At 48.0% G+C, this 23,715-nt stretch carries 24 protein-coding genes; 11 read left to right on the forward strand and 13 right to left on the reverse strand.

The features are described 5' to 3' along the window. Positions 1–4: 4 nt before the first annotated feature. The 3 genes from modA to TDIS_RS02800 all read right to left on the reverse strand — a co-directional run bounded on the left by modA (position 5) and on the right by TDIS_RS02800 (position 3,241). Positions 5–667: a molybdate ABC transporter substrate-binding protein gene (modA, locus tag TDIS_RS02790; protein WP_161939459.1), complete on the reverse strand. Its 663-nt coding sequence runs from the start codon at positions 665–667 to the stop codon at positions 5–7. Positions 668–958: 291 nt separating this feature from the next. Beyond that, complete coding sequence (locus TDIS_RS02795) at positions 959–2,539, reverse strand: DUF5320 domain-containing protein (RefSeq protein WP_068669081.1); 1,581 nt, start codon at positions 2,537–2,539, stop codon at positions 959–961. Between the two features lie 342 nt (positions 2,540–2,881). Then, on the reverse strand, positions 2,882–3,241 hold the full coding sequence (locus tag TDIS_RS02800; RefSeq protein WP_068669083.1) for a winged helix-turn-helix domain-containing protein: 360 nt from the start codon (positions 3,239–3,241) through the stop codon (positions 2,882–2,884). Between the two features lie 325 nt (positions 3,242–3,566). On the opposite strand from TDIS_RS02800, the gene TDIS_RS02805 reads away from it, so the two are divergent. From TDIS_RS02805 to selD, 3 genes are read left to right on the forward strand one after another with little or no spacing between them, the layout of a single operon-like run. Continuing rightward, positions 3,567–5,582, forward strand: coding sequence for an elongation factor G (locus TDIS_RS02805; RefSeq protein ID WP_068669085.1), 2,016 nt, complete (start codon positions 3,567–3,569; stop codon positions 5,580–5,582). Next, a complete protein-coding gene (locus TDIS_RS02810) occupies positions 5,579–6,067 on the forward strand; it encodes a MogA/MoaB family molybdenum cofactor biosynthesis protein (protein ID WP_068669087.1) in 489 nt (162 codons plus the stop codon). Before TDIS_RS02805 ends, TDIS_RS02810 begins: the two co-directional genes overlap by 4 nt. Then, on the forward strand, positions 6,054–7,100 hold the full coding sequence (gene selD, locus TDIS_RS02815) for a selenide, water dikinase SelD (RefSeq protein ID WP_153303734.1): 1,047 nt from the start codon (positions 6,054–6,056) through the stop codon (positions 7,098–7,100). The genes TDIS_RS02810 and selD overlap by 14 nt, the downstream gene beginning before the upstream one ends. A 6-nt stretch (positions 7,101–7,106) precedes the next feature. On the opposite strand, the gene TDIS_RS02820 is transcribed toward selD, so the two are convergent. Further along, positions 7,107–7,589: a TlpA disulfide reductase family protein gene (locus TDIS_RS02820; RefSeq protein WP_068669091.1), complete on the reverse strand. Its 483-nt coding sequence runs from the start codon at positions 7,587–7,589 to the stop codon at positions 7,107–7,109. A 3-nt stretch (positions 7,590–7,592) separates the two neighbouring features. Then, positions 7,593–8,309: a creatininase family protein gene (locus TDIS_RS02825; RefSeq protein WP_068669092.1), complete on the reverse strand. Its 717-nt coding sequence runs from the start codon at positions 8,307–8,309 to the stop codon at positions 7,593–7,595. Between the two features lie 68 nt (positions 8,310–8,377). On the opposite strand from TDIS_RS02825, the gene miaB reads away from it, so the two are divergent. From miaB to TDIS_RS02845, 4 genes are read left to right on the forward strand one after another with little or no spacing between them, the layout of a single operon-like run. Further along, the gene (gene miaB, locus TDIS_RS02830) at positions 8,378–9,721 is read left to right on the forward strand and encodes a tRNA (N6-isopentenyl adenosine(37)-C2)-methylthiotransferase MiaB (protein WP_068669094.1); all 1,344 of its coding nucleotides are present in this window, start codon (positions 8,378–8,380) and stop codon (positions 9,719–9,721) included. Between the two features lie 10 nt (positions 9,722–9,731). Next, positions 9,732–10,250, forward strand: a complete 519-nt coding sequence (locus TDIS_RS02835; protein WP_068669095.1) for a bifunctional nuclease family protein — start codon at positions 9,732–9,734, stop codon at positions 10,248–10,250. Positions 10,251–10,253: 3 nt separating this feature from the next. After that, positions 10,254–10,901: a histidinol phosphate phosphatase domain-containing protein gene (locus tag TDIS_RS02840; protein WP_068669097.1), complete on the forward strand. Its 648-nt coding sequence runs from the start codon at positions 10,254–10,256 to the stop codon at positions 10,899–10,901. Beyond that, positions 10,891–11,316 (forward strand): hypothetical protein, encoded by a 426-nt coding sequence (locus tag TDIS_RS02845; protein ID WP_068669099.1) that lies wholly within the window; start codon positions 10,891–10,893, stop codon positions 11,314–11,316. Before TDIS_RS02840 ends, TDIS_RS02845 begins: the two co-directional genes overlap by 11 nt. Here the strand turns inward: TDIS_RS02845 and TDIS_RS02850 are convergent. Then, a complete protein-coding gene (locus TDIS_RS02850) occupies positions 11,294–12,109 on the reverse strand; it encodes a sugar phosphate isomerase/epimerase family protein (protein ID WP_068669101.1) in 816 nt (271 codons plus the stop codon). The genes TDIS_RS02845 and TDIS_RS02850 overlap by 23 nt on opposite strands. Further along, entirely contained in the window at positions 12,106–13,215 is a 1,110-nt protein-coding gene (locus TDIS_RS02855; protein ID WP_068669103.1) for a DegT/DnrJ/EryC1/StrS family aminotransferase, read from the reverse strand. The genes TDIS_RS02850 and TDIS_RS02855 overlap by 4 nt, the downstream gene beginning before the upstream one ends. A 17-nt stretch (positions 13,216–13,232) precedes the next feature. On the opposite strand from TDIS_RS02855, the gene TDIS_RS02860 reads away from it, so the two are divergent. Genes TDIS_RS02860 through yajC form a run of 3 tightly spaced genes read left to right on the forward strand, consistent with a single transcriptional unit; the run spans position 13,233 to position 15,848 of the window. Next, positions 13,233–14,375: a class I SAM-dependent methyltransferase gene (locus TDIS_RS02860; protein WP_244147467.1), complete on the forward strand. Its 1,143-nt coding sequence runs from the start codon at positions 13,233–13,235 to the stop codon at positions 14,373–14,375. 22 nt (positions 14,376–14,397) lie between these two features. Continuing rightward, positions 14,398–15,528: a tRNA guanosine(34) transglycosylase Tgt gene (gene tgt / locus TDIS_RS02865; RefSeq protein WP_068669105.1), complete on the forward strand. Its 1,131-nt coding sequence runs from the start codon at positions 14,398–14,400 to the stop codon at positions 15,526–15,528. Continuing rightward, positions 15,519–15,848, forward strand: a complete 330-nt coding sequence (yajC, locus tag TDIS_RS02870; RefSeq protein WP_068669107.1) for a preprotein translocase subunit YajC — start codon at positions 15,519–15,521, stop codon at positions 15,846–15,848. Before tgt ends, yajC begins: the two co-directional genes overlap by 10 nt. Here yajC and trmFO read toward each other — a convergent pair. The 6 genes from trmFO to pilM form a co-directional block, all read right to left on the reverse strand. After that, positions 15,845–17,176 (reverse strand): methylenetetrahydrofolate--tRNA-(uracil(54)-C(5))-methyltransferase (FADH(2)-oxidizing) TrmFO, encoded by a 1,332-nt coding sequence (gene trmFO / locus TDIS_RS02875; RefSeq protein WP_068669110.1) that lies wholly within the window; start codon positions 17,174–17,176, stop codon positions 15,845–15,847. The two genes, yajC and trmFO, sit on opposite strands and share 4 nt — an antisense overlap. Positions 17,177–17,285: 109 nt before the next feature. After that, entirely contained in the window at positions 17,286–19,061 is a 1,776-nt protein-coding gene (locus TDIS_RS02880) for a type IV pilus secretin PilQ (RefSeq protein WP_068669112.1), read from the reverse strand. Next, on the reverse strand, positions 19,048–19,533 hold the full coding sequence (locus TDIS_RS02885; RefSeq protein WP_161939460.1) for a pilus assembly protein PilP: 486 nt from the start codon (positions 19,531–19,533) through the stop codon (positions 19,048–19,050). The genes TDIS_RS02880 and TDIS_RS02885 overlap by 14 nt, the downstream gene beginning before the upstream one ends. A 41-nt stretch (positions 19,534–19,574) precedes the next feature. Then, positions 19,575–20,201: a type IV pilus inner membrane component PilO gene (locus tag TDIS_RS02890; RefSeq protein WP_161939461.1), complete on the reverse strand. Its 627-nt coding sequence runs from the start codon at positions 20,199–20,201 to the stop codon at positions 19,575–19,577. A 7-nt stretch (positions 20,202–20,208) separates the two neighbouring features. Further along, positions 20,209–20,751 carry a PilN domain-containing protein gene (locus tag TDIS_RS02895; RefSeq protein WP_068669118.1) on the reverse strand — a complete coding sequence of 181 codons (543 nt, stop codon included), beginning with the start codon at positions 20,749–20,751 and terminating at the stop codon, positions 20,209–20,211. Next, on the reverse strand, positions 20,748–21,785 hold the full coding sequence (pilM, locus tag TDIS_RS02900; protein ID WP_068669120.1) for a pilus assembly protein PilM: 1,038 nt from the start codon (positions 21,783–21,785) through the stop codon (positions 20,748–20,750). The genes TDIS_RS02895 and pilM overlap by 4 nt, the downstream gene beginning before the upstream one ends. A gap of 115 nt (positions 21,786–21,900) precedes the next feature. Here pilM and lepA point away from each other — a divergent pair, with 115 nt between their 5' ends. After that, on the forward strand, positions 21,901–23,700 hold the full coding sequence (gene lepA / locus TDIS_RS02905; RefSeq protein WP_068669122.1) for a translation elongation factor 4: 1,800 nt from the start codon (positions 21,901–21,903) through the stop codon (positions 23,698–23,700). Positions 23,701–23,715: the final 15 nt, after the last annotated feature.

Here is a 23,715-nt window from a genome sequence, read left to right on the forward strand (position 1 = left end):
CCCCCTAAGGTCGACCGGCATAACCGTAGCGGGCCAGGATGGCCTGAGCCTCGGGAGAAAGCACAAAGCGCAGAAAGGCCTCGGCCTGCTGCGGTTGTTTACTCTTCTTCAAGACGCAGGCTGCTTGTTCGACAAGGGGAGCTGTTTCTATTCTCAGATAACATCCCTTACGCCCGGGGGGTGAGAGAGCCAGAGAAAGACTCACTAAGCCTGCTTCGGCGTTTCCGCTTTCCGCCCATTGAAAGGTCTGCGAGATGTTAAAAGCCTTGACCACTTTAGAACTTATTGATTCCCAAAGACCACTATTTTTAAGGGCCACCATTGCTGCCTCACCATAGGGTGCCAGTTTGGGATCAGCAATGGCTAAACGGTTAACTTTCAAGAGGGCTTTAGGCCAACCCAAAGCACAGATATCCTGATAGCGACTCCAAAGGACCAGAACGCCTCGGGTATAAGTCACCGGCGAAAGACATACGCCCTTTCGAACCAAGTATTGTGGACGCCTAGTATCTGCAGAAAAGAAAAGATCGAAAGGAGCCCCCTGTTCTATAAGAGACAGGAGCTTCCCCGAAGAATTAAATACCAGGCTTACCTCTTCTCCGGTCTTGGCCCGGAAGGCCTGAGCAATCTCCTGCATGGGATACAGAAGGTTGGCTGCCGCCGCCACCCTCAGGGGTTCACCAGCTTGCAATGGACTAGGTAACAAAAATAACAAAAGCCACAAAAAAATACCCCAAATAATACTCATTTTGAAAAATTTGTTCATAACAACCTCCATTGTTTGGGATTTAATTTGCACTTCTCAAATAACACCCTGCAATTACAAGACCATATTCATGGGAGCTAGGTCAGCGCCTCTTCCTGATCTTTTCTTTCAGCTATCAGGTTATCCTGCCCTTCATAAAGGTGTTTTATCTTTTCCCGAATTGAGCGATCCCTTTCTTACAAAACAGGGGGATTAGAACAAGTACTGATACATCACTCGGAAACGCCAGTCTTCCTGGGTTCCAGAATCAAAATCCGCGGCCCTCTTTCCAATGGCTTTAGCCTCCGAATCCGAGGCATCGTCAGCGTGAAGCTGAAGAAGTGAAATATCAAAAGTAATATACTGATTAAAACCATGGAGGTAGTAGTTCACCCCGAGAACGAACTGCTGGAGATAGTCCTCGACCCCCAGGTCCCCGTCATCAAATTTCACCAGCCCGAGCCCACTTTTGCGAGAATCTAGAGGAGTGTTATCGTCTAGCCTCACAAGGTAGGCATACTTAAAGGTCATCTCCCACTTGCGCGGTACCAGGAAGTAGCCCAGATTCACCCTTACCCCCCACCGATCCCAGGTCTCCTCATCGTGGATTCCGGTCCCGGCGAGACTATAAGCGTCTCCTCCTTTGTCCGGATCCTGGATGAACTCCTCCCAGGCCCACTCCACATCCGCCGAAAACCCTTTGTAGCGAAAAAGCAAAGCCGCATCAAAACCATAATTCTCAATATCATGGGCACCGCTCATGGCCGTTCCGTTATATGCATAGTAGGTGGTCCGCCTATCCTTGGTCCAGAATCCCGAAAGCACCAGGGCCAGGGCCGGTCTGGTGTTGTAGCCGTAATCCCCCTGCATGAAGTAGTTGTTAAAGGTGCCAGGGCCGAGAGGTCCACGCGGGTCCGAGCCCGGAAGGATATTGAAGGCCACGCGCCAGGAATAAAGATGATCGTCGCTGGCGGTATTCCTGTTACCCTGGGTATCGCGTCCGTTGTACCACCCAAACCAATAGGCCAGAAACTGCTTCTTCCCAAATAAATCCAGTGCCCCGTTTACGTTTATCCCCTGCGACCGGTAGAGGAGCATCCCCCCAATGGGAAAACCGTTGTCTAAAAGATGGCCGCCCACTTTAAGCTTTTTGGTCCCGGAATAAGGCCAGTAGCCCTCGCTGTCGTCGGTAAATATCGTCCGGTCCGTACCGTTCTGCATAAATCCGCTCTGCCAGTACTCCATGCTCATGGCCGGGATCTTCATCCGCCCAAACTGCACCTTGAAAAAGGGCGCGTACCTCTTCCAGATCACGAAGGCGTCGTGCACGTTGACCTTGCTCTTGGGCTCCAGCTGCACATGCACGTAATACTTCCAGTCGCGGTTAGGGGCGGTGCCGTCCACGAAAAACCTAAGACGCCTCATGTTAAAGCTGCTGTAATTCTCGTTTCCACCGGAGAAGTCTTCGTCCCGGCTCATATAGGTGTAGCGGAGCTGGATTCCGGTGCGGAAGCGGAAACGATATTCCCGATTCTTCTCCGGATCTTTGTATTCGATGCGGAAACCGTTCTTCCAGTAGGCCTTCCAGTTCGCCGGAACCTTGCTCTCCACCGCTTTTTCCGCCCGGGACTGCCTCCTCTCTAGCTCCTCTATCCGCTTGAGAAGCATCTGCACCTGGGCCTTCAAGGCCTCGATCTCCTCCTGTTCGGTCATGGCCCATGCCTTTCCCCATAGCCCTAGAAAGAAACACACCCCTATAAACACTGTTAACAGCTGCTTTTTGATATTTTCCATTTTCTACCCCCCTTTAGATCTTAAAGTTTCGCCTTTTCTTCATGTCGCCCCTACATCTCATCCCATTTAGTAAGTCTCCAGTGATCTTTATGGGTAGCGTTATATCCGCAAGGATATAACGCTACCCATAAATTGTCAATCCCCTTTATGTTGGATGTTTTATTGCCCAGCGACTATGTCACCCCGTCTCTCCAAACAACGCTACCTACGCCTCAAAAAAGTTCGGAACTGAAACACCGAAGAAAATATCCAGCTAAGTCGTGAAATCCTACCGAAGGTCTCCTCCAAAAACCAGACTTGTTGGCCCTAGACGATACCTTTGGAAGGACTTTATGCCAAAAATTATTTAAGACTCTCGAATTTTTTACGGATTTTCTCAGTTTCTTGTTCTAGAAATTCTTGGAAGTGGGCCTCCAGGTCTTCAAACATCTCCAAAATGGCCTTTCCCGCGGGAGTAAGCCGGGCCCCACCGCCACCTGCTCCTCCGACGGTGGTACTTACCAGGAGGACTGGCGATTCCCGGTTTAGAGACTCTACAAGTCTCCAGGCCCGCCGATAAGACATCCCCAGGGCCTTGGCCGCCGCCCTTATAGATCCCAAATCTTCTATCTTTTGCAACAGAGATATCCTCCCCGGGCCTAGAAAAGGGGCTCCATTTTCCTTAGCCACCCAGATACGGCCTCTTACCTTATAGTCCGACATAAGTTGCTCTAAGGCACAAAAAACTTTTTCCAATAAGTATTCCCTGACTGAAACAGCCCGCAATTAGCGATTCTGATCCTCACCCCACCATGCTCGTTAGTACCACGACCACCCGGCAGCCTGGGTCTTCGTCTCGCATCATAGTCAATAAAACCAATCAAAGCAAATTTTGACTGATCATCAGGTCACAACCCGGCTACCCAGCAACGCCTTCCGTCACCACTTGTTCGAAGGGTCAACCCCGTAGTCTTTCATGAGATAGCACTCTCCTTGACAAAAGAAAATCCTTTAAGCTAGGCTCTTAAAAAAGAGAGGGAGGCGGACCATGGGGGGGAAAGGTCTCCGTACTTTTGTCCTTTTGGGACAAAGTGGAGCAGGCAAAACAGAACTGGTTAAAACCATGCTTTCTTTGGCCGGAGAAGAAGTCAATGGCTTGAAAGAAGGCCCTACCATTTCAGCCAAGGCCTATCACCTAAAATGGCAAAATCTCACCTATTATCTTATTGATACCCCTGGAGACGATAATTTTTTGGGAGACACTAAGCTTTGTACCTGGGCGGCGGATCTAGCTATTCTGGTAGCAGACGCCACTTCCCCGGTAAAAGTTCAGTTGGAAAAAGTCTATGCCGCCGCCAAGGAACTAGGACTTCCTACCCTCATTTTCGTAAACAAACTGGATCAGGAAAAGGCCAACCTAGAGGATACCCTCTGTGACCTACAGGAAAAACTCGAAATCTGTTCGGTGCCCATCGCCTATCCCCTAGGAGAAGAAAAAAATCTAAAAGGCGTTATAGATCTTTTGAAACTCAAAGCCTACATCCCCAAAGACAAAAAGGTTCGCGTGGAAAAACTCCCGGAGGATCTGGTAGCTCTCGCCGAAGGCCTGCGAAAGAACATGGTGGAGTTTGCGGCTGAGGGGGAGGATGAGCTTCTGGAAAAGTATCTTGAAGAGGAGCATCTTGAACCGGAAGAGATCATGCGAGGGCTGAAGAAGGGCGTGCTCTCCGGGAAAATCTCTCCGGTTTGTGTCGGGGCAGTGACCAGGCTCATCGGGGTAGCCAGGTTGCTTGATGCCGTTGCCGAGCTGGGTCCCTCTCCGGATGAACGCGGCCTCTGGTTGGCCGAAACCCAGGAAGGCACCGCGGATATCGAACCCCGTTCGGAGGCTCCCCCGGTGGTCATCATCTATAAAACCCTTATAGACCCTTATGCTGGAAGACTCTCGTTCGGTCGTGTGATCTCTGGAAAACTTTCTAAGGAAGGGAGTCTTTATAACTCCCAAAAAGGAATTCTTGAAAAATACGCCCATCTCTCGGTGGCCCAAGGGGAAGAGCTTTCCGAAATCGGAGAGGCCCTGCCCGGAGCCCTGGTAGTCTTTCCCAAGCTTTCTGAAACCCAGACTGGAGACACCCTCTCCGATGAGGCCTTAAAAGTCCGAATTCCTCCTCCCGAACTTCCACACCCGGTAATCACGTACGCCCTTCATCCCGAGACTCGAACGGATGAGGATAAGATCGGCCCGGCCCTAAACAAGCTCAAGGAGGAAGATCCCACCCTGAGGATCTCCCGGGATGACGAGACCCGAGAGATCCTCATCTCGGGTCTCGGGCAGATCCACATCGAAAAATCCGTGGATAAACTACGGGAAAGATACGGAGTTAAAGCTCAGCTTGACCTTCCTAAAATACCCTATCGGGAAACTATCAAGAAACCGGCTCAGGCGGTAATCTATAGGCACAAAAAACAGACGGGGGGCCGGGGGCAGTTTGCAGAGGTCCATTTCCATGTCTTTCCGCTTCCCCGGGGTGAGGGTTTCGAATTTATGGAGACTCTCACGGGGATGAATGTGCCTCGAAATTTTGTGCCCGCGGTGGAAAAGGGCGTACGGGAGGCCATGGAAAAGGGCCCCCTTGCGGGATACCCGGTGGTGGATGTAAAAATACAGTTCTATGATGGCAAATCCCATGAGGTGGATTCTTCGGATATGGCCTTTAAGATTGCAGCTTTTCACTGCTTCAAAAAGGCCCTGGAGCAGTGTCAGCCCGTGCTTCTTGAGCCTGTGATGGAGCTTGAGATCGAGGTCCCGGAGGAGGTTATGGGAGACGTCATTGGAGATATCAATGCCCGTCGGGGACGGGTCCTGGGAATGGAGGCTAAAGGGAAAAGGCAACTCATAAAAGCCCAGGCCCCTATGGGCGAACTCCTGCGCTATGCCCTAGACCTCAATTCGCTTACGGGTGGACGGGGTACCTTTCGGGTGCGGTTTTCCCACTATGAAGAGGTGCCTCCTCCAATCGCTCAGAAAGTAATTGAAAAAGCTAGGAGTGCGAGAGAGTCATGAAGGCCGGAGTCCTTACCATAAGCGATAAGGGTTCACGTGGCGAGCGGGAGGACCTTTCGGGAAAACTCCTGATCGAAATGCTTTCATCTGCAGGATTTGAGGTGTCTCGTTACCGGATAGTTCCGGATGAATACGAAGATATCCTAGTAACTCTCATTGACTGGGCGGATCGGGAGGGGTTGGATTTAATCCTTACCACCGGGGGTACCGGACTCTCTCCACGGGACGTCACCCCTGAGGCTACCCGGGCGGCCATAGAACGTGAAGTCCCGGGGATAGCCGAGGCCATAAGGATTGGCGGTTTAAAATATACTCCCCATGCCATGCTCTCACGAGGCCTTGCGGGTGTGCGGAAGGAAACTTTGATCATAAATCTGCCTGGAAGCCCCAAAGCGGTGGAAGAGGCCTGGGAGATAATTGCACCGATCCTGAAACATGCTATAGAGAAGGTCAAAGGTTCGGAGGCGGAATGTGCCCGAAGTTAAGCTCACCCGGATGGTCAAGGCCGCGGGCTGAGCGGCCAAGCTTCCGCCGGCGGAGCTGGCTGAAATCCTCTCAGGTCTTAAACTTCCACAAGTTCCAGGTCTTCTTCTCGGAATTGAACACGGCTCAGACGCGGCTGTTTACCGTTTAACGGACGAACTGGCCCTGGTGGTAAGCGTAGACTTCTTCACCCCCATCGTGGATGATCCCTATCTTTTTGGACAAATCGCAGCCACTAACGCCCTCTCCGACCTTTATGCCTTGGGCGCTCGCCCCATTCTAGCCTTAAACATTGTGGGGTTTCCTAAAAAAGGGGTCGACCGAAAGATACTCCAGAAGATACTTCAGGGCGGCGCAGACAAGGTAGCCGAGGCCGGAGCGGCCATCGGAGGAGGCCATAGTGTTGATGATCCGGAGGTAAAGTATGGCCTTTGTGTGGTAGGCATAAGCCATCCCAAAAAATTCGTGACCAACGCCGGAGCAAAACCTGGCGATCGCCTGATACTCACAAAACCCCTGGGTACCGGCATCCTTTCTACGGCCTTAAAAGGCGGATTGCTGAGTACTGAAGATCCCGCCTATCAGAAGATGCTAGAAACCATGCTAAAGCTCAACCGTTCCGCCTCGGAAGCCATGATGGAAATCGGGGTACATGCGGCCACCGATATAACCGGATTTGGACTTTTGGGACACGCCCTGGAAATGGCTGAAGCCAGCAAGGTCACCATAATCATTCATTCTTCGCGGGTACCGCTACTACCCAAAACCATAGAATTTCTGAAGCTAGGTATGGCTCCGGAGGGAGATCTCGCCAACCAGATCTTCTGCGAAAAAAAGCTCAAAATCCACTCGGGAGTAGATTCCCTGAAACTTTCGGTCCTTTATGATGCCCAGACCTCGGGAGGGCTCCTCATTGCGGTATCCCAAGACAAGGCCGCAACCCTTTATGAGCGCCTCCTAGAAAAGGGTGTAGTGGAGGCCGCCTTTGTGGGAGAGGTTAAGGAGGGACCTCCCCGGATTGAAGTGTGGCCTTAAAACGTGTTATTCTTCCAGATACTCCCTGATTTTCTTTTCCAGATACTTTCTCCCCGTGTAACCCAAAAGACGCTTTACCACCACTCCTTCTTTATTGATGATAAAAGTGGTGGGGGTAATGGGAGGATCCCCAAAGGCCTTGAGCACCTTTTCGGTGGCCACACCCACAGGATAGGTTATACCTTTAGCCTCCACAATTTGAGGAAGAAGGGCTTGACCCTCCTCGTCCACCATAAGACTCACCACTACCAAGCCATCGTCCTGATATTTTTTGTAAAGTTTGGCTAGTTCCTTGAGCTCCACCATACAGGGAGGACAATAACTGGCAAAAAAGTTCACCAGCACCACCTTGCCTTTGAAATCCGAAAAATAATAGGTTTTACCATCCAGAGTAGAAAAGGAGACTTCTGGAGCCTTGGCTGGAGAGGAAAAGGCCATACTAAGCATAGACAGTACGAGTAACACCATGGAAAGAAATTTCTTCCTCATCACCTAGACCTCCTCTTCAAGCTCTTTGGCCAAAAGTATAATCTTTTCAGCTAATCTTTCAGCTAAAATCTGGCCCTTTTCAGGAGAAGCCTTACCAGGATCACCCCATACCCCTCCAGGCCAATATCTTTTCTTATTCCTCACCACCTGAAATTTAGGAAACTTCGGATATTCAGCTTTGCCCTTACCTTTTACCAGTTCGGGATAAAAATATTGTATCATGGAGGTCTCCCACTCACCAGCATGCGAGTCATCAGGAGTTTCAATGAGATCAAGGGCGCAATCTTTGATAAGATCGATAATGGAGGCCACTACCATAACCACATCGTCTTTAAGGCCCTGAAATTCCTCAGCAGCATCCAGAATAAAGGCCATGTGAGTGCCACCGGCGTGGCCAGAAAGCAACAAAAACTTCTTGAACCCCTGACGGTAAAAGGCCGAAAGGATATCCAGCGTGAGGGCCCGCAGGACGGTCCCACGAATGGAGATAGTCCCTGGATGGTCGGCGGTGCTGCGACAGAGGCCATAATAGACAGGAGGAGCCACCAGGAGGGGAATCTCTCGCGAGGCCATCTCCGCTACTCGATAGATGGTATAGACGTCGGTGGCCAGAGGCAAATGCGGCCCATGCTCTTCCACCGAGCCAAAGGGAATGAGGACCGGTATTTCTTTATGAGCCAGGGCCTCTACTTCGTGAAGGGTAAGCCTTTCCATCAACATGACCTTTAATTTAGGCCTAGAGAGGGCACCCTGCAAGTTTCGAGTTTTAGGATTAAAATTAAAAGGCCATGAGGCAGAGGAAGGTTTTCATCAAGACTTTTGGTTGCCAGATGAACGAATACGACTCCGAGCGTATGTTGGCGCTCGTAGGGGAGAAGTATAAGCCCTGCGAGACGCCGGAGGAAGCCGATCTGATCCTGGTCAATACCTGTTCGGTAAGGGCCAAAGCCGAGGCCAAGGTCTATAGTTTCGTGGGTCGTTTTAAACACCTCAAGAAAAAAAAGTCTGACCTGGTGATCGGGGTCACCGGCTGTGTGGCTCAGCAGGAAGGCGAAAGGATCGTCAAACGCCTTCCTCATGTGGACCTGGTGCTTGGCCCCCAGAATATCTATCGACTCCCCGAGGCCCTAGAGAAGATCCTTCAAGGGCAGGGACCGGTAGTTCTTACGGAGATGCGGAAAGACTTCAAACCCCCGCTGGTGCTTGCCGGACCGGATGGGAGCCGGCCGGTTAAGGCCCAGGTCACCATTATGCAGGGCTGCGACAATTTCTGTTCTTACTGTGTGGTGCCTTACGTGAGGGGGAGGGAGGTAAGCCGCCCCCCGGAGGACATTCTGCGAGAAATAGAATGTCTAGTCTCTCAAGGGGTACGGGAAGTTACCCTTCTGGGCCAAAACGTAAATTCTTACGGAAAAAAAGAAAGGGGATATCCTACCTTTGCAGAACTCATCCGGCTGATAGCCGAAATCCCAGAGCTCTGGCGCATACGTTTTACCACTAGTCATCCCAAGGATCTGGAAGAAGACCTCATGCGGGCCTTTTCAGAGGTGGAAAAATTGTGTGAACACTTGCATCTTCCGGTCCAATCAGGATCAAGTCGCATCTTAAAACTTATGAACCGGGGCTATACCCGGGAGGAATATCTAGAAAAAGTGAAAAAATTGCGGGAAATTTGCCCCGAAATCGCCCTCACCACCGATATTATTGTGGGCTTTCCGGGAGAAACGGAGGAAGATTTCAAGGCCACCCTTTCTCTTCTTGAGGAAGTCCGGTTTGACGAGATTTTTTCCTTCAAATATTCGGATCGGCCTTATGCCAGGGCCCGTGAGTTTTCGGACAAGGTTCCAGAGGAAGTAAAAGCCGAAAGACTGACCCGTGTTCACGAGCTTCAGGCTCGTATCACGGAGGAGATCAATCGCTCCTACATTGGCCAGAAAGTAGAAGTCCTGGTGGAAGGACCCAGCGAGACCCGGCCCGAATTATTTACCGGCCGCACTCGCAGCAACCACGTGGTCAATTTCTTGGCTCCGGAAGGACTGGATTTGAAAGGGGCCCTGGTTTATGTTTTGATTAAAGATGCAGGGAAACATTCTCTTCGCGGAGAGTATCTGGACACTATCAAGGGCCCGTAAGGAGGCCGCTATGAAGATCAAGATGAAAATTCAGGCCGTGGCTATGGATCCCGTCACCAATAGCCCGGTAATGATATTAAAAGAGGAAGAGGGCGAACGAGGGCTTCCCATCTGGATTGGACTGCTGGAAGCTACGGCCATCGCCAGCAAGCTAGAAAACATTCAGTTCCCCCGTCCCATGACCCATGATCTCATGAAAAACATTCTGGATCAGCTGGGCATAAAGATCTCTCGAATCGAAATCTGTGATCTCCGGGACAACACCTACTACGCCTTGATTACCCTTGATATTGACGGACGAGAGATTCAAGTTGACGCCCGGCCGAGCGACGCCGTGGCCCTGGCCCTGCGTACCGGGGCGGAAATCTATGTGCACGAGGAAGTACTTGCTAAAAGCCAGGCCTTAGCGGAAGAAGCCCAGAAGAAAGGCGAAGAGGCTGCGGCCACTGCCGCCGGAGAAAAGGATAAAGAAAAACTTAAGGACCTTCTGGAGCGTCTAGATCCTCAAGCCTTTAAATACAAGATGTAAATTATGTTCGATCTCCATTGTCATTCCATTTTCAGTGATGGCGAGCTCATCCCGGCCGAACTTTTGCGGCGGGTCTCGGTGCTGGGGTATGAGGCCGTGGCTATTACGGACCATGCTGATGGTTCCAACCTGGATCTTATCGTCCCTCGTCTTCGCCGGGCAGCCGAGGAACTCAATCGTTATTCTTCCTGCAAACTCATTCCCGGAATAGAAATCACACATGTGCCCCCGCCACTTATCCCGGAGATGATCACACGTGCTCGGGACCTCGGGGCCGAGATCGTGGTAGTACACGGAGAAACGCTAGCCGAACCGGTAGCTCCGGGGACCAACCGGGCGGCCATTTCCGCCGAAGCCGATATTTTGGCCCATCCGGGACTCATCACCGAGGAAGAAGTAAAGCTTGCGGCTGAAAAAGGTATTTTCTTGGAAATTTCTGGCCGGAAAGGGCACTGTTTGGCAAACGGCCATGTAGTACGCCTGGCCCGAAAATACGGAGCACCCCTGATTATAAACTCCGATGCCCATGCCCCTGGAGATTTCATGAGTCGGGAGTTCGCCTTTCGAGTAGGGCTCGGAGCAGGTCTAAGTCCAGAAGAAGTGGAAAGACTTTACCAACAAGCCCGCCAGCGTTTTCTTCATGGATCTTAAAAGATTTTTCCGGGAGCGAGGTTATGCCGAGGAGGTCTTGGCTAAACCTCCGACGGTCATCCTCAACTTTGGCCTTGTGACAGAACGGGTGGAAGGAAACCTCGTAATCCTTTCTGATGATAGACCCCTGCTCATAGCCAATTACGCTCCGGGAGCCGTAAGATCCCGGGAGCGTGGACTTCTAGCCTATGCCCGTCTGGCCTATCCCCAAAAACCTCCGGCTCTGGCCTTACAAACCAATGGCAGGGAATTTGCCCTTTTAGAAGTAGCCTCAGGGAAGGAAATCGCTTTCGGCGGTCCGGAAATCGTCCCTCCTTATGAAAAACTTAAGGATTTTTCCCTTCCCCCACCCCTTGATTCCAGGAAAAGATTGATCGAAGAAAAGATCCTTTTCATTCAGACGACCGGGGGCTGACCCCCTCGCCGGCAGGGGACCTGCCGGAAATAAGTCCTGCAAGGTACTTCAAGCTTGGCTCCACGGCCTCCTCCTGGTGAGCCTCAATAGTAAGGATCGGCCGCAGGTCCTTTTCAAATAGAAACCCAAAAATCTCAGGGAAAGGAATCTGACCTTCGCCTAGGGCCAGGTGTTCGTCCCACTCTCCACGATTGTCGTGGAGATGGATTTCCGAGAGATAAGGATAAAGCTCTGGAAGCCAAGTTCGCCAATCGGTTTTGGCAAAGGCGGAGGCGTGTCCGGGATCGAAGCACCAGGTGAGTCCCGGAAGGGCCTCAAAAAAGGGACGCAGAACCTCCGGCCTGGGTTCAAAGACGTTCTCAAGGGCCAGCTTGAGCCCCAGTTCTCCGGCTTCCTGAAGCAAGCCCTTGAAGCCCTCTATGGCCTTGTCCTGCCACTTTTCCACAATCTCCCGATGATAACCGGGATGGTAGCCGCTATGGATCACCACGGTCACAGGATCAAAAAGGACCGCTACCCGGAAAGCCTCCCGGAGACGTCTCAGGCTAGCTTCCCTGACCAAGGAATCCATAGCTCCGGGCGAGAGATCACAAAAAGGGGCGTGCACGTTACAGGAAACTCCAGCTTCCTTTAGTTCCTCCGCCACTTTCTTAAAATCTCTGAAGCCGAATCTATCCAAGGCCTCTCGATCCAAAGAGATTTCAACCGCGAGCCGGCGCTCTTTAACCAAGGACAGATACTTTTCAACCAGAAGCCCAAAAGGCACAGAGACGAAGATCTTCCAAGCCTTCATCTTCCGTAAAACTCCTTTATGGCTTCCACAATAAAGATTTGCTCCTCGGCCTCAAGGTAGGGATGCATGGGAAGGCTAAGGACCTCCTTGGCCGCTTTCTCGGTCTGAGGAAGACTGCCCTCAGAAAATCCAAGATCCCGAAAGACGGGCTGAAGATGCAGGGGAATGGGATAATAAATAGCTGTGGGGATCCCTTTTCCGGCTAAATGGGCTCGAAGTTCATCTCTGGCCTCAGCCCTTATGGTAAACTGGGCCCAGGAGGAACGATAGCCCTCTGGAACAATGGGGACCCTGATCTCGGGTATCTCAGAGAGTAATTGCCGGTATCTCTCGGCCACCTCCTCTCTCAAGGAAAGTTCTTCTTCGAAATAACGTAATTTCACCCGCAAGATGGCGGCCTGGAGTTCGTCAAGCCGGCCGTTGATACCCGAGTACTCATAATAGTAGGTCTCGGTTTGTCCATGAATTCTCAGAGCCCGAATCTTTTCGGCCAGTTTTCGATCATGGATAAAAACCATGCCTCCGTCTCCGGCTCCTCCTAGTGGTTTGGCCGGAAAGAAGGACGTGGCTGCGGCCTTTCCAAAACTTCCCGAACGCCGACCGTGAAGCTCTGCTCCCAAGGACTGGCAGGCGTCCTCAATAAGTACCACCCCGTATTCCCGGCAGAGGGGCTCTAGACGCTCAAAATCTGCCGGCAGTCCAAAAAGGCTAACAGCCATGACCGCTGAAACCTTTCCGGAAAGCTTCTTTAAGGCTTCCTCTACCTCTTCGGGAGAAAGATTGTAAGTGAGAGGGTCAATGTCCACGAAATAGGGAATAAGCCCTACCCGACGAATGGCCTCCGCAGTAGCCACAAAAGTGAAGGCCGGAGTCAAAACCAAGGAGCCCGGAGGAAATTCAAAGGCCTTGAGGATCAAGAGCAAGGCATCTGTCCCGGAAGAAACCCCCACGGCCTCCGACACCCCCACGAATTCGGTAAGTTCTTTCTCAAGAGCTGAAACCTCCGGCCCCAAAATATACCGTGTGCTCTGGAGAACCCTTAAGACCGCGGCCTCAATTTCTGATCCGTAGCGGGCGTAACCTCGGGAAAGATCTATAAACTTCATAGCCCCAAAGCTTAACTTTGGCCTACTTCTTTGACAACCGTCAAAACCTCTTTAACATGGACATTATGTTACTCGACATCCTCGAATCTGAATCCCCCATGCCCTTTGCTCGTTACATGGAGCTTTGTCTCTATCATGAACGCTACGGCTATTACGCCCGAGGGCCACGCCTAGGACGTCAAGGGGACTATTTCACCTCTCCAACCGTACATCCGGTCTTCGGAGCCGCCCTTGCAGTCCAGATTCTTGAGATCTACGAACGTCTAGGAAGACCGGAAAACTTCCTCTTGGTTGAGGCCGGAGCCGGCGAAGGGTACCTTGCTTTTGATATCTTATCCTACCTTTCCCTAAAGGGTCTAAAGCTACCTTATCTTATCATAGAGCCCTTCCCTAGCCTCAAGGCCCTCCAGGAAGAAACCCTGAAACCTTACCTGGATAAGGTCCACTGGCTTTCGGATATCCATGAAATCCCCCCTTTTTGGGGAGTTTTCCTATCAAATGAGCTTTTCGATAGCTTTCCGGTACATCTCGTTGAAAAAACGGAGGAGGATCTAAAGGAGGTCTACGTGGAGGTCGAGAACGCACAAATTCGAGAAACCTTAGGGGAACTCACCCGTCCAGAGATCCTAAAAAGGGTGCTACCCCATGCCCTGGCCTGGCCCGAGGGCTACCGCACCGAAGTCTGTACGAGTATCGACCCCTTTTTTAAAGAAATAGCCAAAAAGCTCATCTCTGGAGCTGTAATTACCATAGATTATGGTTTCCCCCGCCAGGACTACTATCATCCCGAGCGCACCCGAGGAACTCTATTGGCCTATTACCGGCACCGTGCATTGGAAAATCCCTACCTTCGGCCAGGGCACCAAGATCTCACCGCCCATGTAGATTTCACCTACTTACGAGAACTCGGCGAAAAATATGGGCTCCTAAACCTGGGATTCACCCAACAGGCCCCTTTCCTCGTCTCGTTAGGAATAGAGACTTTGCTTTCCGAAGTCTCTGAAGGAGGCTTCCGGGATCGAGAAGCCTTAAAGCTCCTACTACTTCCAGAGGGCCTGGGAACCAGCCACTGGGTCCTCATTCAGGTAAGGGGCCGTCCACTTTCTAAGCCACCCTTAAAAGGTTTCCGTTTAAGCAATCGTCTAAATCTGTTATATTGAGGTGGCCTCTTGGTCGCAAATCATGTGGGGATATTTCCATATCCTTGAGAGAGATACTCATACGAAGGCCCGGCTGGGACGGCTCGTTACCAGGCGTGGGATCATCGAAACTCCGGTCTTCATGCCGGTGGCTACGGCTGGCTCCATCAAGGCCGTGCCCCCGGAGGTAGTGACTGGTCTTGGAACCAGGGTAATTCTGGCTAACACCTATCACTTATACCTCCGGCCTGGGCTCGAAATCATACGCCAAAGCGGCGGCCTCCATAGTTTCATGAACTGGCAACGGGTCATTCTTACTGATAGCGGAGGCTTTCAGGTATACAGTTTGGCTCAGTTCCGAAAGATTCAAGAGGAAGGGGTCCATTTCAAATCCCATATTGATGGCTCAGAACACCTGCTCACTCCGGAGCTAGCGCTCGAAATTCAGGAAGTACTAAACTCGGATATCCGCATGGTACTCGATGTCTGTATCCCCTATCCCTGTGATCGAAAAAAAGCCAAGGAGTTAACGGCCCTCACCCATCGCTGGGCCGAAAGATCAAAAAACTTCTGGGAAAAGCGGGAAAATAAGGGGGCCCTGCTTTTCGGTATCGCCCAGGGAGGCATGTTTGAAGATCTGAGACGGGAAAGCGCCCGCGTCATAGTGGAGATGGATTTCGACGGCTATGCCGTAGGTGGCCTTTCTGTAGGTGAACCCCGAGATCTCATGTTAGAAATGTTATCCGCCACCCTTTCCGCCTTCCCTGAAGATCGCCCTCGTTATCTCATGGGCGTAGGTACACCAGAAGACATCCTTGAGGCCGTAGCTATGGGAGTAGATATGTTTGACTGTGTGCTGCCTACTCGAAACGCCCGTCGAGGAACCATTTTCACTTCCGAAGGTAAACTTTCTATACGAAATGCTCCCTTCAAGAATGACTTTCGGCCCCTGGACCCTAATTGCCAGTGTTACACCTGTAGAAATTACACCCGGGCCTATTTAAGACACCTCTTTATATCCGGTGAACTTCTGGTATATTATCTTCTTACAGTCCACAATCTTTATTTTTATCTAAAATTGATGGCCAAAATACGAAAAGCTATAGCAGAAGGTCGGTTTATGGAATTCAAAGCCGATTTTTACCAACGAAAGGAGGAAATTTTATGTGGCTAGATTTTGTCAGCACCGTCCATGCTATGGGAGCTCCTCCAGCTCAGGAAGGCGCTCAGGGGGGGCCGGCAAGTCTTCTGGTAACGTTTCTGCCGTTGATCCTCATCTTTTTGGTCTTCTATTTCCTTCTCATTCGCCCTCAACAGAAAAGGGCCCGCGAACACCAGAATTTCTTAAACCGTCTCAAACACGGAGATAAGGTAGTTACTGCCGGCGGACTCATCGGTCATGTAGTTAAGGTGGAGGGCGACGAGGTCCTGCTTGAGGTCGGAAAAGATGTAAAAGTTCGGGTTCTTAAAAATTATATCGCCGGTCCGGCCTAGGCCTCACCAATCTCGCCAAGCCATTCGTAAAACCTTGTAAGGGCCCTTTCAGCCATAAGACGGTAGCGTTCCCGTTTGGGAAAGCGTTTCCGTTCTCGGCGTGGAAGGTCGAGAGGAGGGAAGAGTCCCCAGTTTATGTTCATGGGCTGGAAGTGATGAGGGTCGGCCTCCATGAGATAACGAATAAGAGCCCCGTGACCGGTTTCCGGCGGGGGAACCACCAGGGCCTTACCGTGAATGATACGGGCGGCGTTGATGCCAGCGATAAGGCCCATAGCCGTAGATTCAACGTAGCCTTCAACCCCGGTAATCTGGCCGGCGAGAAAGATACGGGCCTCGGCCCGAAGCTGCAGCGTCGGCTTTAGCACCTTCGGAGCGCAGACGAAGGTATTCCGATGAATGGAGCCGTAGCGGGCGAATTCCGCCTTCTCAAGACCGGGAATCATCCGGAAGACTCGCTCTTGCTCCGGATACTTGAGCTTGGTCTGAAAGCCCACCAGGTTGTATAGGGTGCCATCCCGGTTCTCCGGACGGAGTTGAACCACGGCGTAAGGCTCTTTACCGGTGCGGGGGTCAATAAGCCCCACCGGCTTCATGGGGCCGAAACGTAGGGTATCTTCCCCTCGCTCGGCCATGACCTCTATGGGAAGACAACCTTCAAAATATCTGGGTTTTTCAAATTCTTTAAGCGGCACCTTTTCCGCAGCAAGAAGTTCCTTGACAAATCTCCGGTATTCCTCCTCGGACAGAGGGCAGTTCACATAACTCCCTTCCCCTTTACCGTAACGGTCGGCCTTGAAGACCTTGTCCCAATTTATAGACTCGGCGTAGACGATAGGAGCAATGGCATCGTAGAAATGAAAATAATCCTCTCCGGTAAAGCGCTTGAGATCCTCGGCCAGGGCCTCAGAGGTAAGCGGACCGGTGGCCACAATTACAAGACCTTCTCTTGGTATCTCAGTTATTTCCCGGCGTTCAATGGTAATCAGGGGATGTCCCTCGAGTTTCCGAGTGATGTGGTCTGCAAAAAGTTCCCGATCAACCGCAAGCGCTTTTCCGGCCTTAACCTCACTGGCTAGAGCCGCCTCCATGATAAGGGAATTTAGTCGGCGCATCTCTTCCTTGAGTAATCCCACCGCACTAGTAATCTCCTTTGAACGCAGGGAATTTGAACAAACCAGTTCTCCGAGCTTTCCGGTACGGTGAGCGGGAGTCAACTTCCGGGGACGCATCTCAAAGAGTCTCACCCGTACGCCTCGACGGGCAAGTTGCCAAGCGGCCTCCGAGCCCGCAAGTCCTCCGCCGATAACGATCACTTCCTTAGCCATGGGCTTCACCATCCCTACGGAAAAAGCGAATCTGAATAAAAGATTGTAATGGACTCAAAACTCCCGATTTAAAGAGGCTTGCCTTTGTACTCCCAAAATAACCTAAGATTTAGAACAGATCTACTACATCCGAGGTCACAATCCGAGGAGTAATAAAGACAATCAATTCATTTTTAGAAAATGAGCGCAAACGATTCTTGAAAAGTTCTCCTGCTCCTGGAATATCGGAAAGCCCTGGCACCTTATCGTTGCTACGAGAAAAATCGCGCTCGATGATACCTCCTATGACCACAGTCTCCCCATTCTGCACAAAAACTCTGGTTTTAGCATATCTTGTAACAATAGAAGGCACTCCATTCACCTGCCGTCCGAAATCCGGAGCATTCTTCTCTATTTCGAGTTCTAGGTTTATACGATTATCAGGAGTTACGTGGGGGGTCACCTTAAGCCGCAAAGCAGCATCCACAAACTCGGTAGAAATTCCATCCTGAGTCTGTCTTAAATAAGGAATCCGAAAACCCTGTTTAATTTCAGCCTCCTGATGATCTTCCGTAATAACCCTAGGGGCCGAAATGATACGGGCAACCCCTTCGCTTTCCAAGGCCGAAAGCTGGGCATCCAGCAGAAGGACCGAATCTTTGCTCACATGTCCAAAAGTAAAGCCCAAGCGAGAAGTACCGGCCACCCCTAGATCTACAATAGCCCCTGGATCGATACCAATAACAATATCTCCCGGATTAGTGCCCGAACCGTCCTTTATAGAAAAATCAGAGCTAGGCGTGATCCCGGTAAAGGTATGTTGACTTAAACGCCAACCGGCCCCAGACCAGCGAATACCTAACTTATGCTCATAGCTATCTTGGACTTCTATAATCCTGGCCTCTATCAAGACCTGTTTAGTAGGCTGATCAAGTTTCCGTATTAATTCTTTGGCTTCTTTAATGACCTTGTGCACATCTTTAAGAATAATCTGGTTAGTCCTCTCTTCGTAAGTAACTTCACCACGGGGAGAAAGAATTTTTTCAATCTGTTTGGATATGTTTTCAGCTTTGGAATAGTTCACCTGCAGATAAACCGTCTCAAGAGGGCCTTGTTCCTCTTCTCTAGCTTGTTCGCGCAAAATATCTGCAATTTTTTGGGCCTGACTATAAAGCTCATCTAAAGGGGCTACTCTTACAATATTGCCCATCCTTATCATCCCCAAGCCTTTGGTAGATAACACCATATCCAACACCTGATCCCAGGGCACATTCTCGAGCTTCAAAGTGATAGTGCCTTTGACACTATCACTTACTACGACATTAAAACCACCAATTTTGGCCAAAAGCCTAAGAACCGCATGAATATCTGCGTTTTGAAAATCCACTGAAATAGGGGTTCCATTATATTGTCCTCGAGTCAAAGGCACTTCGATTTGATTCTCTAAAGAGGGAAGTTTAATATTTTTATACCAAACATTGCCTTCTTTTTTCTTAAATGGAGTTTTTTGGACAGCATTCTTTTTCGAAACCACAAGAGTTAAGTATAATTCTTTTTTTTTCTTTTTTTCTTTATATTGTATAGGCTCCTCGGTAACAAAATCCATTTTAATGTTTGATCCTTCAACTCCAACATCTATACTTTTAATTATGGTTTTTTGAATTTTTCTAATCCAATCTGTACTATCAATTCGAGTATTATTAAATTCTATAATCAAACCTTTTCCGTCTTTTTTAAGCTGTAACGTATATATAGGTAAAATATCTTTGAATTTAAAAATTACAACAGAGCCTTTATCTATCGAAAAAATTCTGACATCTTCAAGAAGATTATATTCGGCTAAAGCGAAAGAAGAGAACAAAAAAAGAAAAAAAATACAAAAGAGTTTATATTTAAGGCACTTCATGATTTTCCTCCGTAGGCCTCAATTTTATAACAATTTCTCTTATAATTTCATTCCCCAGAAAATCAGTAGACTTTTCCTTAACGAGGATATAATCATTACCAATCTTAGCAAGATAACCTTCATTTTGACCTATCTTAGTGCCTACAGAAACCATATATCCTTTGCCAGAAGGGTCTTCTATAAGAGCCCATCTCCTCTTACCTTTCTGGACGATTCCCGTAAGCTTGAGTTCTTTTAAACTCCATCTTTCAAGAGGAGACAAAGGCTTTCGAGGTTCCTCTCTAGGCTTTTCCTTAAAAAAGGGAGCAAAAGGATTCCCATATCCCACAAGTCTGGTATGATACGTTTCAGCCTTTAAAATATTTTTCCATTTCTCAAGGTCCTCATCTATAATTTTCACTTCTTTCTTAGGTTTAACTGTTGAACTTATAGTAATCTTTTCTTCTTTTTTACAACTAACCAAAAAGATCACGCTCATTAGCAAAAACCACACCAAAAAGACAGATTGTTTTCTCATTTTTTCTTTCGCCCAGAACTTGAAGTTACAACCTTACCTGTATATCTATAAGTATAAAAAGTACATTTACTATATAAATTAATATTGTTTTTAACTTCACCAATGTTGACATAAATATTATTTAGTGTAATTATCCGTAAAAGACGCTCAACTTTATCTAGAAACAAAACCAATTGTTGAAAATCCCCCTTAACCTCGATGTCAAAAGGAATAATATTATAGTAATCTTGAGGTATCTCTCGTCTAGGAGTAAAAGAAATCACTTCCAAACCCGATCTTTTAGCTTGTTCGGAAACATTACTTAATAACTCCGGAATCTCTTTTTCACTGGGCAAGGTAACTATTATCTTTTTCAAAAATATCTTCCTTCTTTGTAACTTTTTCTCTAACAACGTCTTTTGTAGAGCCAGCTTTTTATATTTAGAAATCTCCTCCTTTAATTGGATAATTTCCCTACGCAATCCTTTGATATTTTTATACTTTGGGACAAAATACCAATAACCGTACAAGAAACTCGGCAGTAATAAAGAAAGAATAGCTAACAAACATTTCTGTTGAAAACTGAGGGATTCTAATTGCTTACCAAACCACATCTTGAGAACTAAGACTTTTTCCTTCAACATCAACATTTCAATACTTAATCCATATCCTAAATTCTACAAGATTATAACCCTTAACGTTTTTTTGTTTGGTATATTGTAGATTAACTTCTTTAAACAAATCTCCGGTACTTTCCAGCTTTTTAAGAAAAATAGCCACATTCTCGTAATCAACAGCAAAACCAACTATAGTTACCATTGAATTACTCAATTCCAAACGGGTTAAATATATTTTTCCCAAAGGCACAGCCAATAAGACGTCGTCTAACACTTTAATATTATGTCCTTTTTTCTTTTTAAGATTTATAATCGCTTCTATCCTATTTTTAATTTCCTGATTTTCCTTTTTAAGTTGCCCGATCTTTCTTATCACTTTTCGATATCTATTTCTCTCTTGTTGAAGAAAACTTTTTTCTCTTTCCAGCAATGCAAGCTCCCTATTAATCCAAATAAATGAAAACAATATAGTTACCAATAAAATCAACAAAACAGAAATATATAAATTAAGCCAACTCACACGAAAAACAAACCTCTTTCTCTCTTCTCTAGGAATGAAGTTCAACTTAATAATCATGCCACGAACTCTCTAACAGCTTGAGAAATGGCAATTACCCCAATCTTATTCAACTCCAAAATATAATCTTCATCAAAATCATTACAAAAGATGATTTTATCTGAAATATTCAAATCTTTAACAGGAATTTCGAATTTTTCTTGCAAAAATTCAGACATTCCAGATATTAAAGCCCCCCCTCCAATAACAAAAACTTCCTCTGGATGAGAATAATATTTTGCCTTAAAAATATTTAAACTATTTTCCAATTCTCCCACCAAAGACCGAAAAAATTCAGTATATATCTCCTTTATTGCATAACCTCTCTCGTCATCGGGGATTTCAAATTTTATATTCTCAGCCTCTTCAAAACTTAAATCTAATTCTTGAGCAATATTTTCAGTAATATTAGAAAGCCCCAAGGCAATTTCTCTAGAAAATAATGGTCCATTTTTATCAACAAAAATAGCTAATGTTTTAGAAGCTCCAATATCTATAATCATTCTTGCCGAAGGTCCATACAAATACTCTAACAGATTAGAAATACCAAACACATCGATATCAATAGCATTAACATTCAAGCCTATTTTAGAAAAAATTTCTATAAATTTATTAACATATTCTTTCTTGGATACTGCAAAGATAATTTCATATTCATTATCTTTTATAATAGGGAAATAATCATAATAAACCTCATTAATATCGAAAGGAATAAAAGCTTCTATTTCTTCTTTTACAGCGGCAGAAAGATCGCTTCCTTCTCGCAAAGAAACCGGAATACGATCATAGAGAGCAGTATAGGCATACAAACCCATGTTTAAATTTCGAGTTTTAGTTTTCAAATTTTCTAACAAGCTTTTCAAGCTTTTTAAAAAAATTTCCTCATTTTGGACAAGACCATCAACCACAACTCCTTTTGGCAATCTTATTTGAGCGAATCCCGTAATAACTATTTTAGAGCCTTTGAGAGTAGCCTCAGCAAGTTTTAAAGAATAAGTTCCTATATCAAGACCCAAAAAAGATTTTTGGCCCGTCAGTCTCGCAAGAAATTGCATTATGCCCCCTCTTTCCCTTTCATAGCCTAAATGAATTGCTCTTGTCAAGTAGCCAAAGTAATTTATCATTTATAGATACTTTAAAACTAAACATTTCGTATGGATCTAAATTAAGATGAAAATTTTCCCCCAGGAAAGAATAAGAAATTTTAGTATTATTGCTCACGTAGATCACGGAAAATCTACACTGGCAGACCGTTTGCTTGAGGCTACCGGTGCAGTCTCGGAAAGGGAAATGCGGGATCAGTTCTTAGATCGCCTGGATCTCGAAAGAGAAAGAGGAATCACCATAAAGGCCCAGGCGGTGCGTCTTTATTACAAAGCTCAAGATGGTGAGGTTTACCAACTCAATCTCATTGATACCCCCGGGCACGTAGATTTCTCTTATGAGGTCTCGCGGGCCCTTTCGGCCTGCGAGGGAGCCCTTCTGGTGGTGGACGCCTCCCAGGGGGTCGAGGCCCAGACCCTAGCTAATGTCTACTTGGCTCTGGAAAACGATCTTGAGATCATTCCGGTCTTAAACAAGATTGATCTTCCTCAAGCGGACCCCGAACGGGTAAAACGTGAAATCGAAGAAATTATAGGACTTCCAACGGATGAGGCCATCCTAGCCAGTGCCAAACACGGCATCGGAACCAAAGAAATACTTGAAGCCATCGTCAAAAAGATTCCTCCTCCCCAAGGAGATCGAAAAAAACCTTTAAGGGCCCTTATTTTTGACTCTTGGTATGATCCCTATTTGGGGGTAGTGGTCCTTATTCGAGTGGTGGAGGGCAAGATCTATCCTGGCCAAAGAATTCGGTTGGTTTCCACCGGAAAGGTTTACGAAGTGACTAAGGTAGGCGTTTTCGCCCCCAACCCCTCCAGTGTGGACGCCCTTTATGCCGGAGAAGTAGGTTTCTTCGCCGCCAGTATCAAAGAAGTCCGGGAAACCCGCATTGGAGACACGGTAACAGAAGCCGAAGCCGAAGTAGAACCGCTTCCCGGATTCAGGGAAGTAAAACCCATGGTCTTTGCCGGGATCTTTCCGGTAGTAAGCGATGACTATGAAGATTTACGGGAGGCCATCGAAAAGCTTTGGCTTAACGATCCGGCCTTTTCTTACGAACCTGAAACCTCGGCGGCTTTGGGGCATGGTTTCCGGTGTGGATTCCAAGGGTTGTTGCACATGGAAATCGTGCAAGAGAGGCTCGAAAGGGAGTTCGGTCTAAATCTCATCACTACGGCCCCTTCGGTGAAGTATAGAGTAGAGCTCACTGACGGACAAGAAATGGAAATAGAAAACCCGGCTCAGTGGCCGGATCCTGCCCGAATCAAGGTCGTCAAAGAACCTTATATCCGGGCGGAGATCTATACCCCCAAGGATTATATCGGCCCCATTCTCCGTCTTTGCGAGGAGAAGCGTGGCCTTCAAAAAGAAATTCGTTATCTTACCCCAGAAAGGGTCCTTATCATTTACGAGCTTCCTTTTGCGGAAGTAGTTCTTGATTTCTTTGATCGGCTAAAATCAGTCTCTCGAGGCTACGCCTCTATGGACTATCAGCTTTTGGAATATCGGCCCGGAGATCTAGTCAAAATGGACATTCTAATCAATAAACAGCCGGTAGACGCTCTATCGGTCATCGTCCATCGGGATAAGGCTTATTACCGCGGCCGAGAATTGGTAGCCAAGCTCAAGGAAGTCATCCCACGGCAACTCTTCGAGGTCGTCATTCAGGCGGCCATCGGATCCAAAATCATCGCCCGAGAAAGGATCCCACCGCTACGCAAAGACGTGCTTGCCAAGTGTTACGGTGGCGACGTCACGCGAAAGAAAAAATTGCTTGAAAAACAAAAAGAAGGTAAGAAGCGCATGAAGGCCTTGGGGCAGGTAGAAATTCCTCAGGAGGCCTTCCTGGCAGTCTTAAAAATTTAAAAAAGTTTAAAGGAG

The organism is Thermosulfurimonas dismutans (genome assembly GCF_001652585.1).
GTDB lineage: Bacteria > Desulfobacterota > Thermodesulfobacteria > Thermodesulfobacteriales > Thermodesulfobacteriaceae > Thermosulfurimonas > Thermosulfurimonas dismutans.

Bases quoted from the DNA above. Each gene is read 5' to 3' on its own strand.
- tgt (WP_068669105.1), top strand. From the start codon at position 14,398: ATGTGGGGATATTTCCATATCCTTGAGAGAGATACTCATACGAAGGCC.
- miaB (WP_068669094.1), top strand. From the start codon at position 8,378: ATGAGGCAGAGGAAGGTTTTCATCAAGACTTTTGGTTGCCAGATGAAC.
- pilM (WP_068669120.1), bottom strand. From the start codon at position 21,785: ATGCAATTTCTTGCGAGACTGACGGGCCAAAAATCTTTTTTGGGTCTT.
- yajC (WP_068669107.1), top strand. From the start codon at position 15,519: ATGTGGCTAGATTTTGTCAGCACCGTCCATGCTATGGGAGCTCCTCCA.
- TDIS_RS02805 (WP_068669085.1), top strand. From the start codon at position 3,567: ATGGGGGGGAAAGGTCTCCGTACTTTTGTCCTTTTGGGACAAAGTGGA.
- TDIS_RS02845 (WP_068669099.1), top strand. From the start codon at position 10,891: ATGGATCTTAAAAGATTTTTCCGGGAGCGAGGTTATGCCGAGGAGGTC.
- TDIS_RS02855 (WP_068669103.1), bottom strand. From the start codon at position 13,215: ATGAAGTTTATAGATCTTTCCCGAGGTTACGCCCGCTACGGATCAGAA.
- trmFO (WP_068669110.1), bottom strand. From the start codon at position 17,176: ATGGCTAAGGAAGTGATCGTTATCGGCGGAGGACTTGCGGGCTCGGAG.
- TDIS_RS02800 (WP_068669083.1), bottom strand. From the start codon at position 3,241: ATGTCGGACTATAAGGTAAGAGGCCGTATCTGGGTGGCTAAGGAAAAT.
- TDIS_RS02820 (WP_068669091.1), bottom strand. From the start codon at position 7,589: ATGAGGAAGAAATTTCTTTCCATGGTGTTACTCGTACTGTCTATGCTT.
- TDIS_RS02880 (WP_068669112.1), bottom strand. From the start codon at position 19,061: ATGAAGTGCCTTAAATATAAACTCTTTTGTATTTTTTTTCTTTTTTTG.
- TDIS_RS02795 (WP_068669081.1), bottom strand. From the start codon at position 2,539: ATGGAAAATATCAAAAAGCAGCTGTTAACAGTGTTTATAGGGGTGTGT.
- TDIS_RS02835 (WP_068669095.1), top strand. From the start codon at position 9,732: ATGAAGATCAAGATGAAAATTCAGGCCGTGGCTATGGATCCCGTCACC.
- lepA (WP_068669122.1), top strand. From the start codon at position 21,901: ATGAAAATTTTCCCCCAGGAAAGAATAAGAAATTTTAGTATTATTGCT.
- TDIS_RS02810 (WP_068669087.1), top strand. From the start codon at position 5,579: ATGAAGGCCGGAGTCCTTACCATAAGCGATAAGGGTTCACGTGGCGAG.
- TDIS_RS02840 (WP_068669097.1), top strand. From the start codon at position 10,254: ATGTTCGATCTCCATTGTCATTCCATTTTCAGTGATGGCGAGCTCATC.
- TDIS_RS02825 (WP_068669092.1), bottom strand. From the start codon at position 8,309: ATGTTGATGGAAAGGCTTACCCTTCACGAAGTAGAGGCCCTGGCTCAT.
- TDIS_RS02890 (WP_161939461.1), bottom strand. From the start codon at position 20,201: ATGTTGAAGGAAAAAGTCTTAGTTCTCAAGATGTGGTTTGGTAAGCAA.
- TDIS_RS02850 (WP_068669101.1), bottom strand. From the start codon at position 12,109: ATGAAGGCTTGGAAGATCTTCGTCTCTGTGCCTTTTGGGCTTCTGGTT.
- TDIS_RS02895 (WP_068669118.1), bottom strand. From the start codon at position 20,751: ATGATTATTAAGTTGAACTTCATTCCTAGAGAAGAGAGAAAGAGGTTT.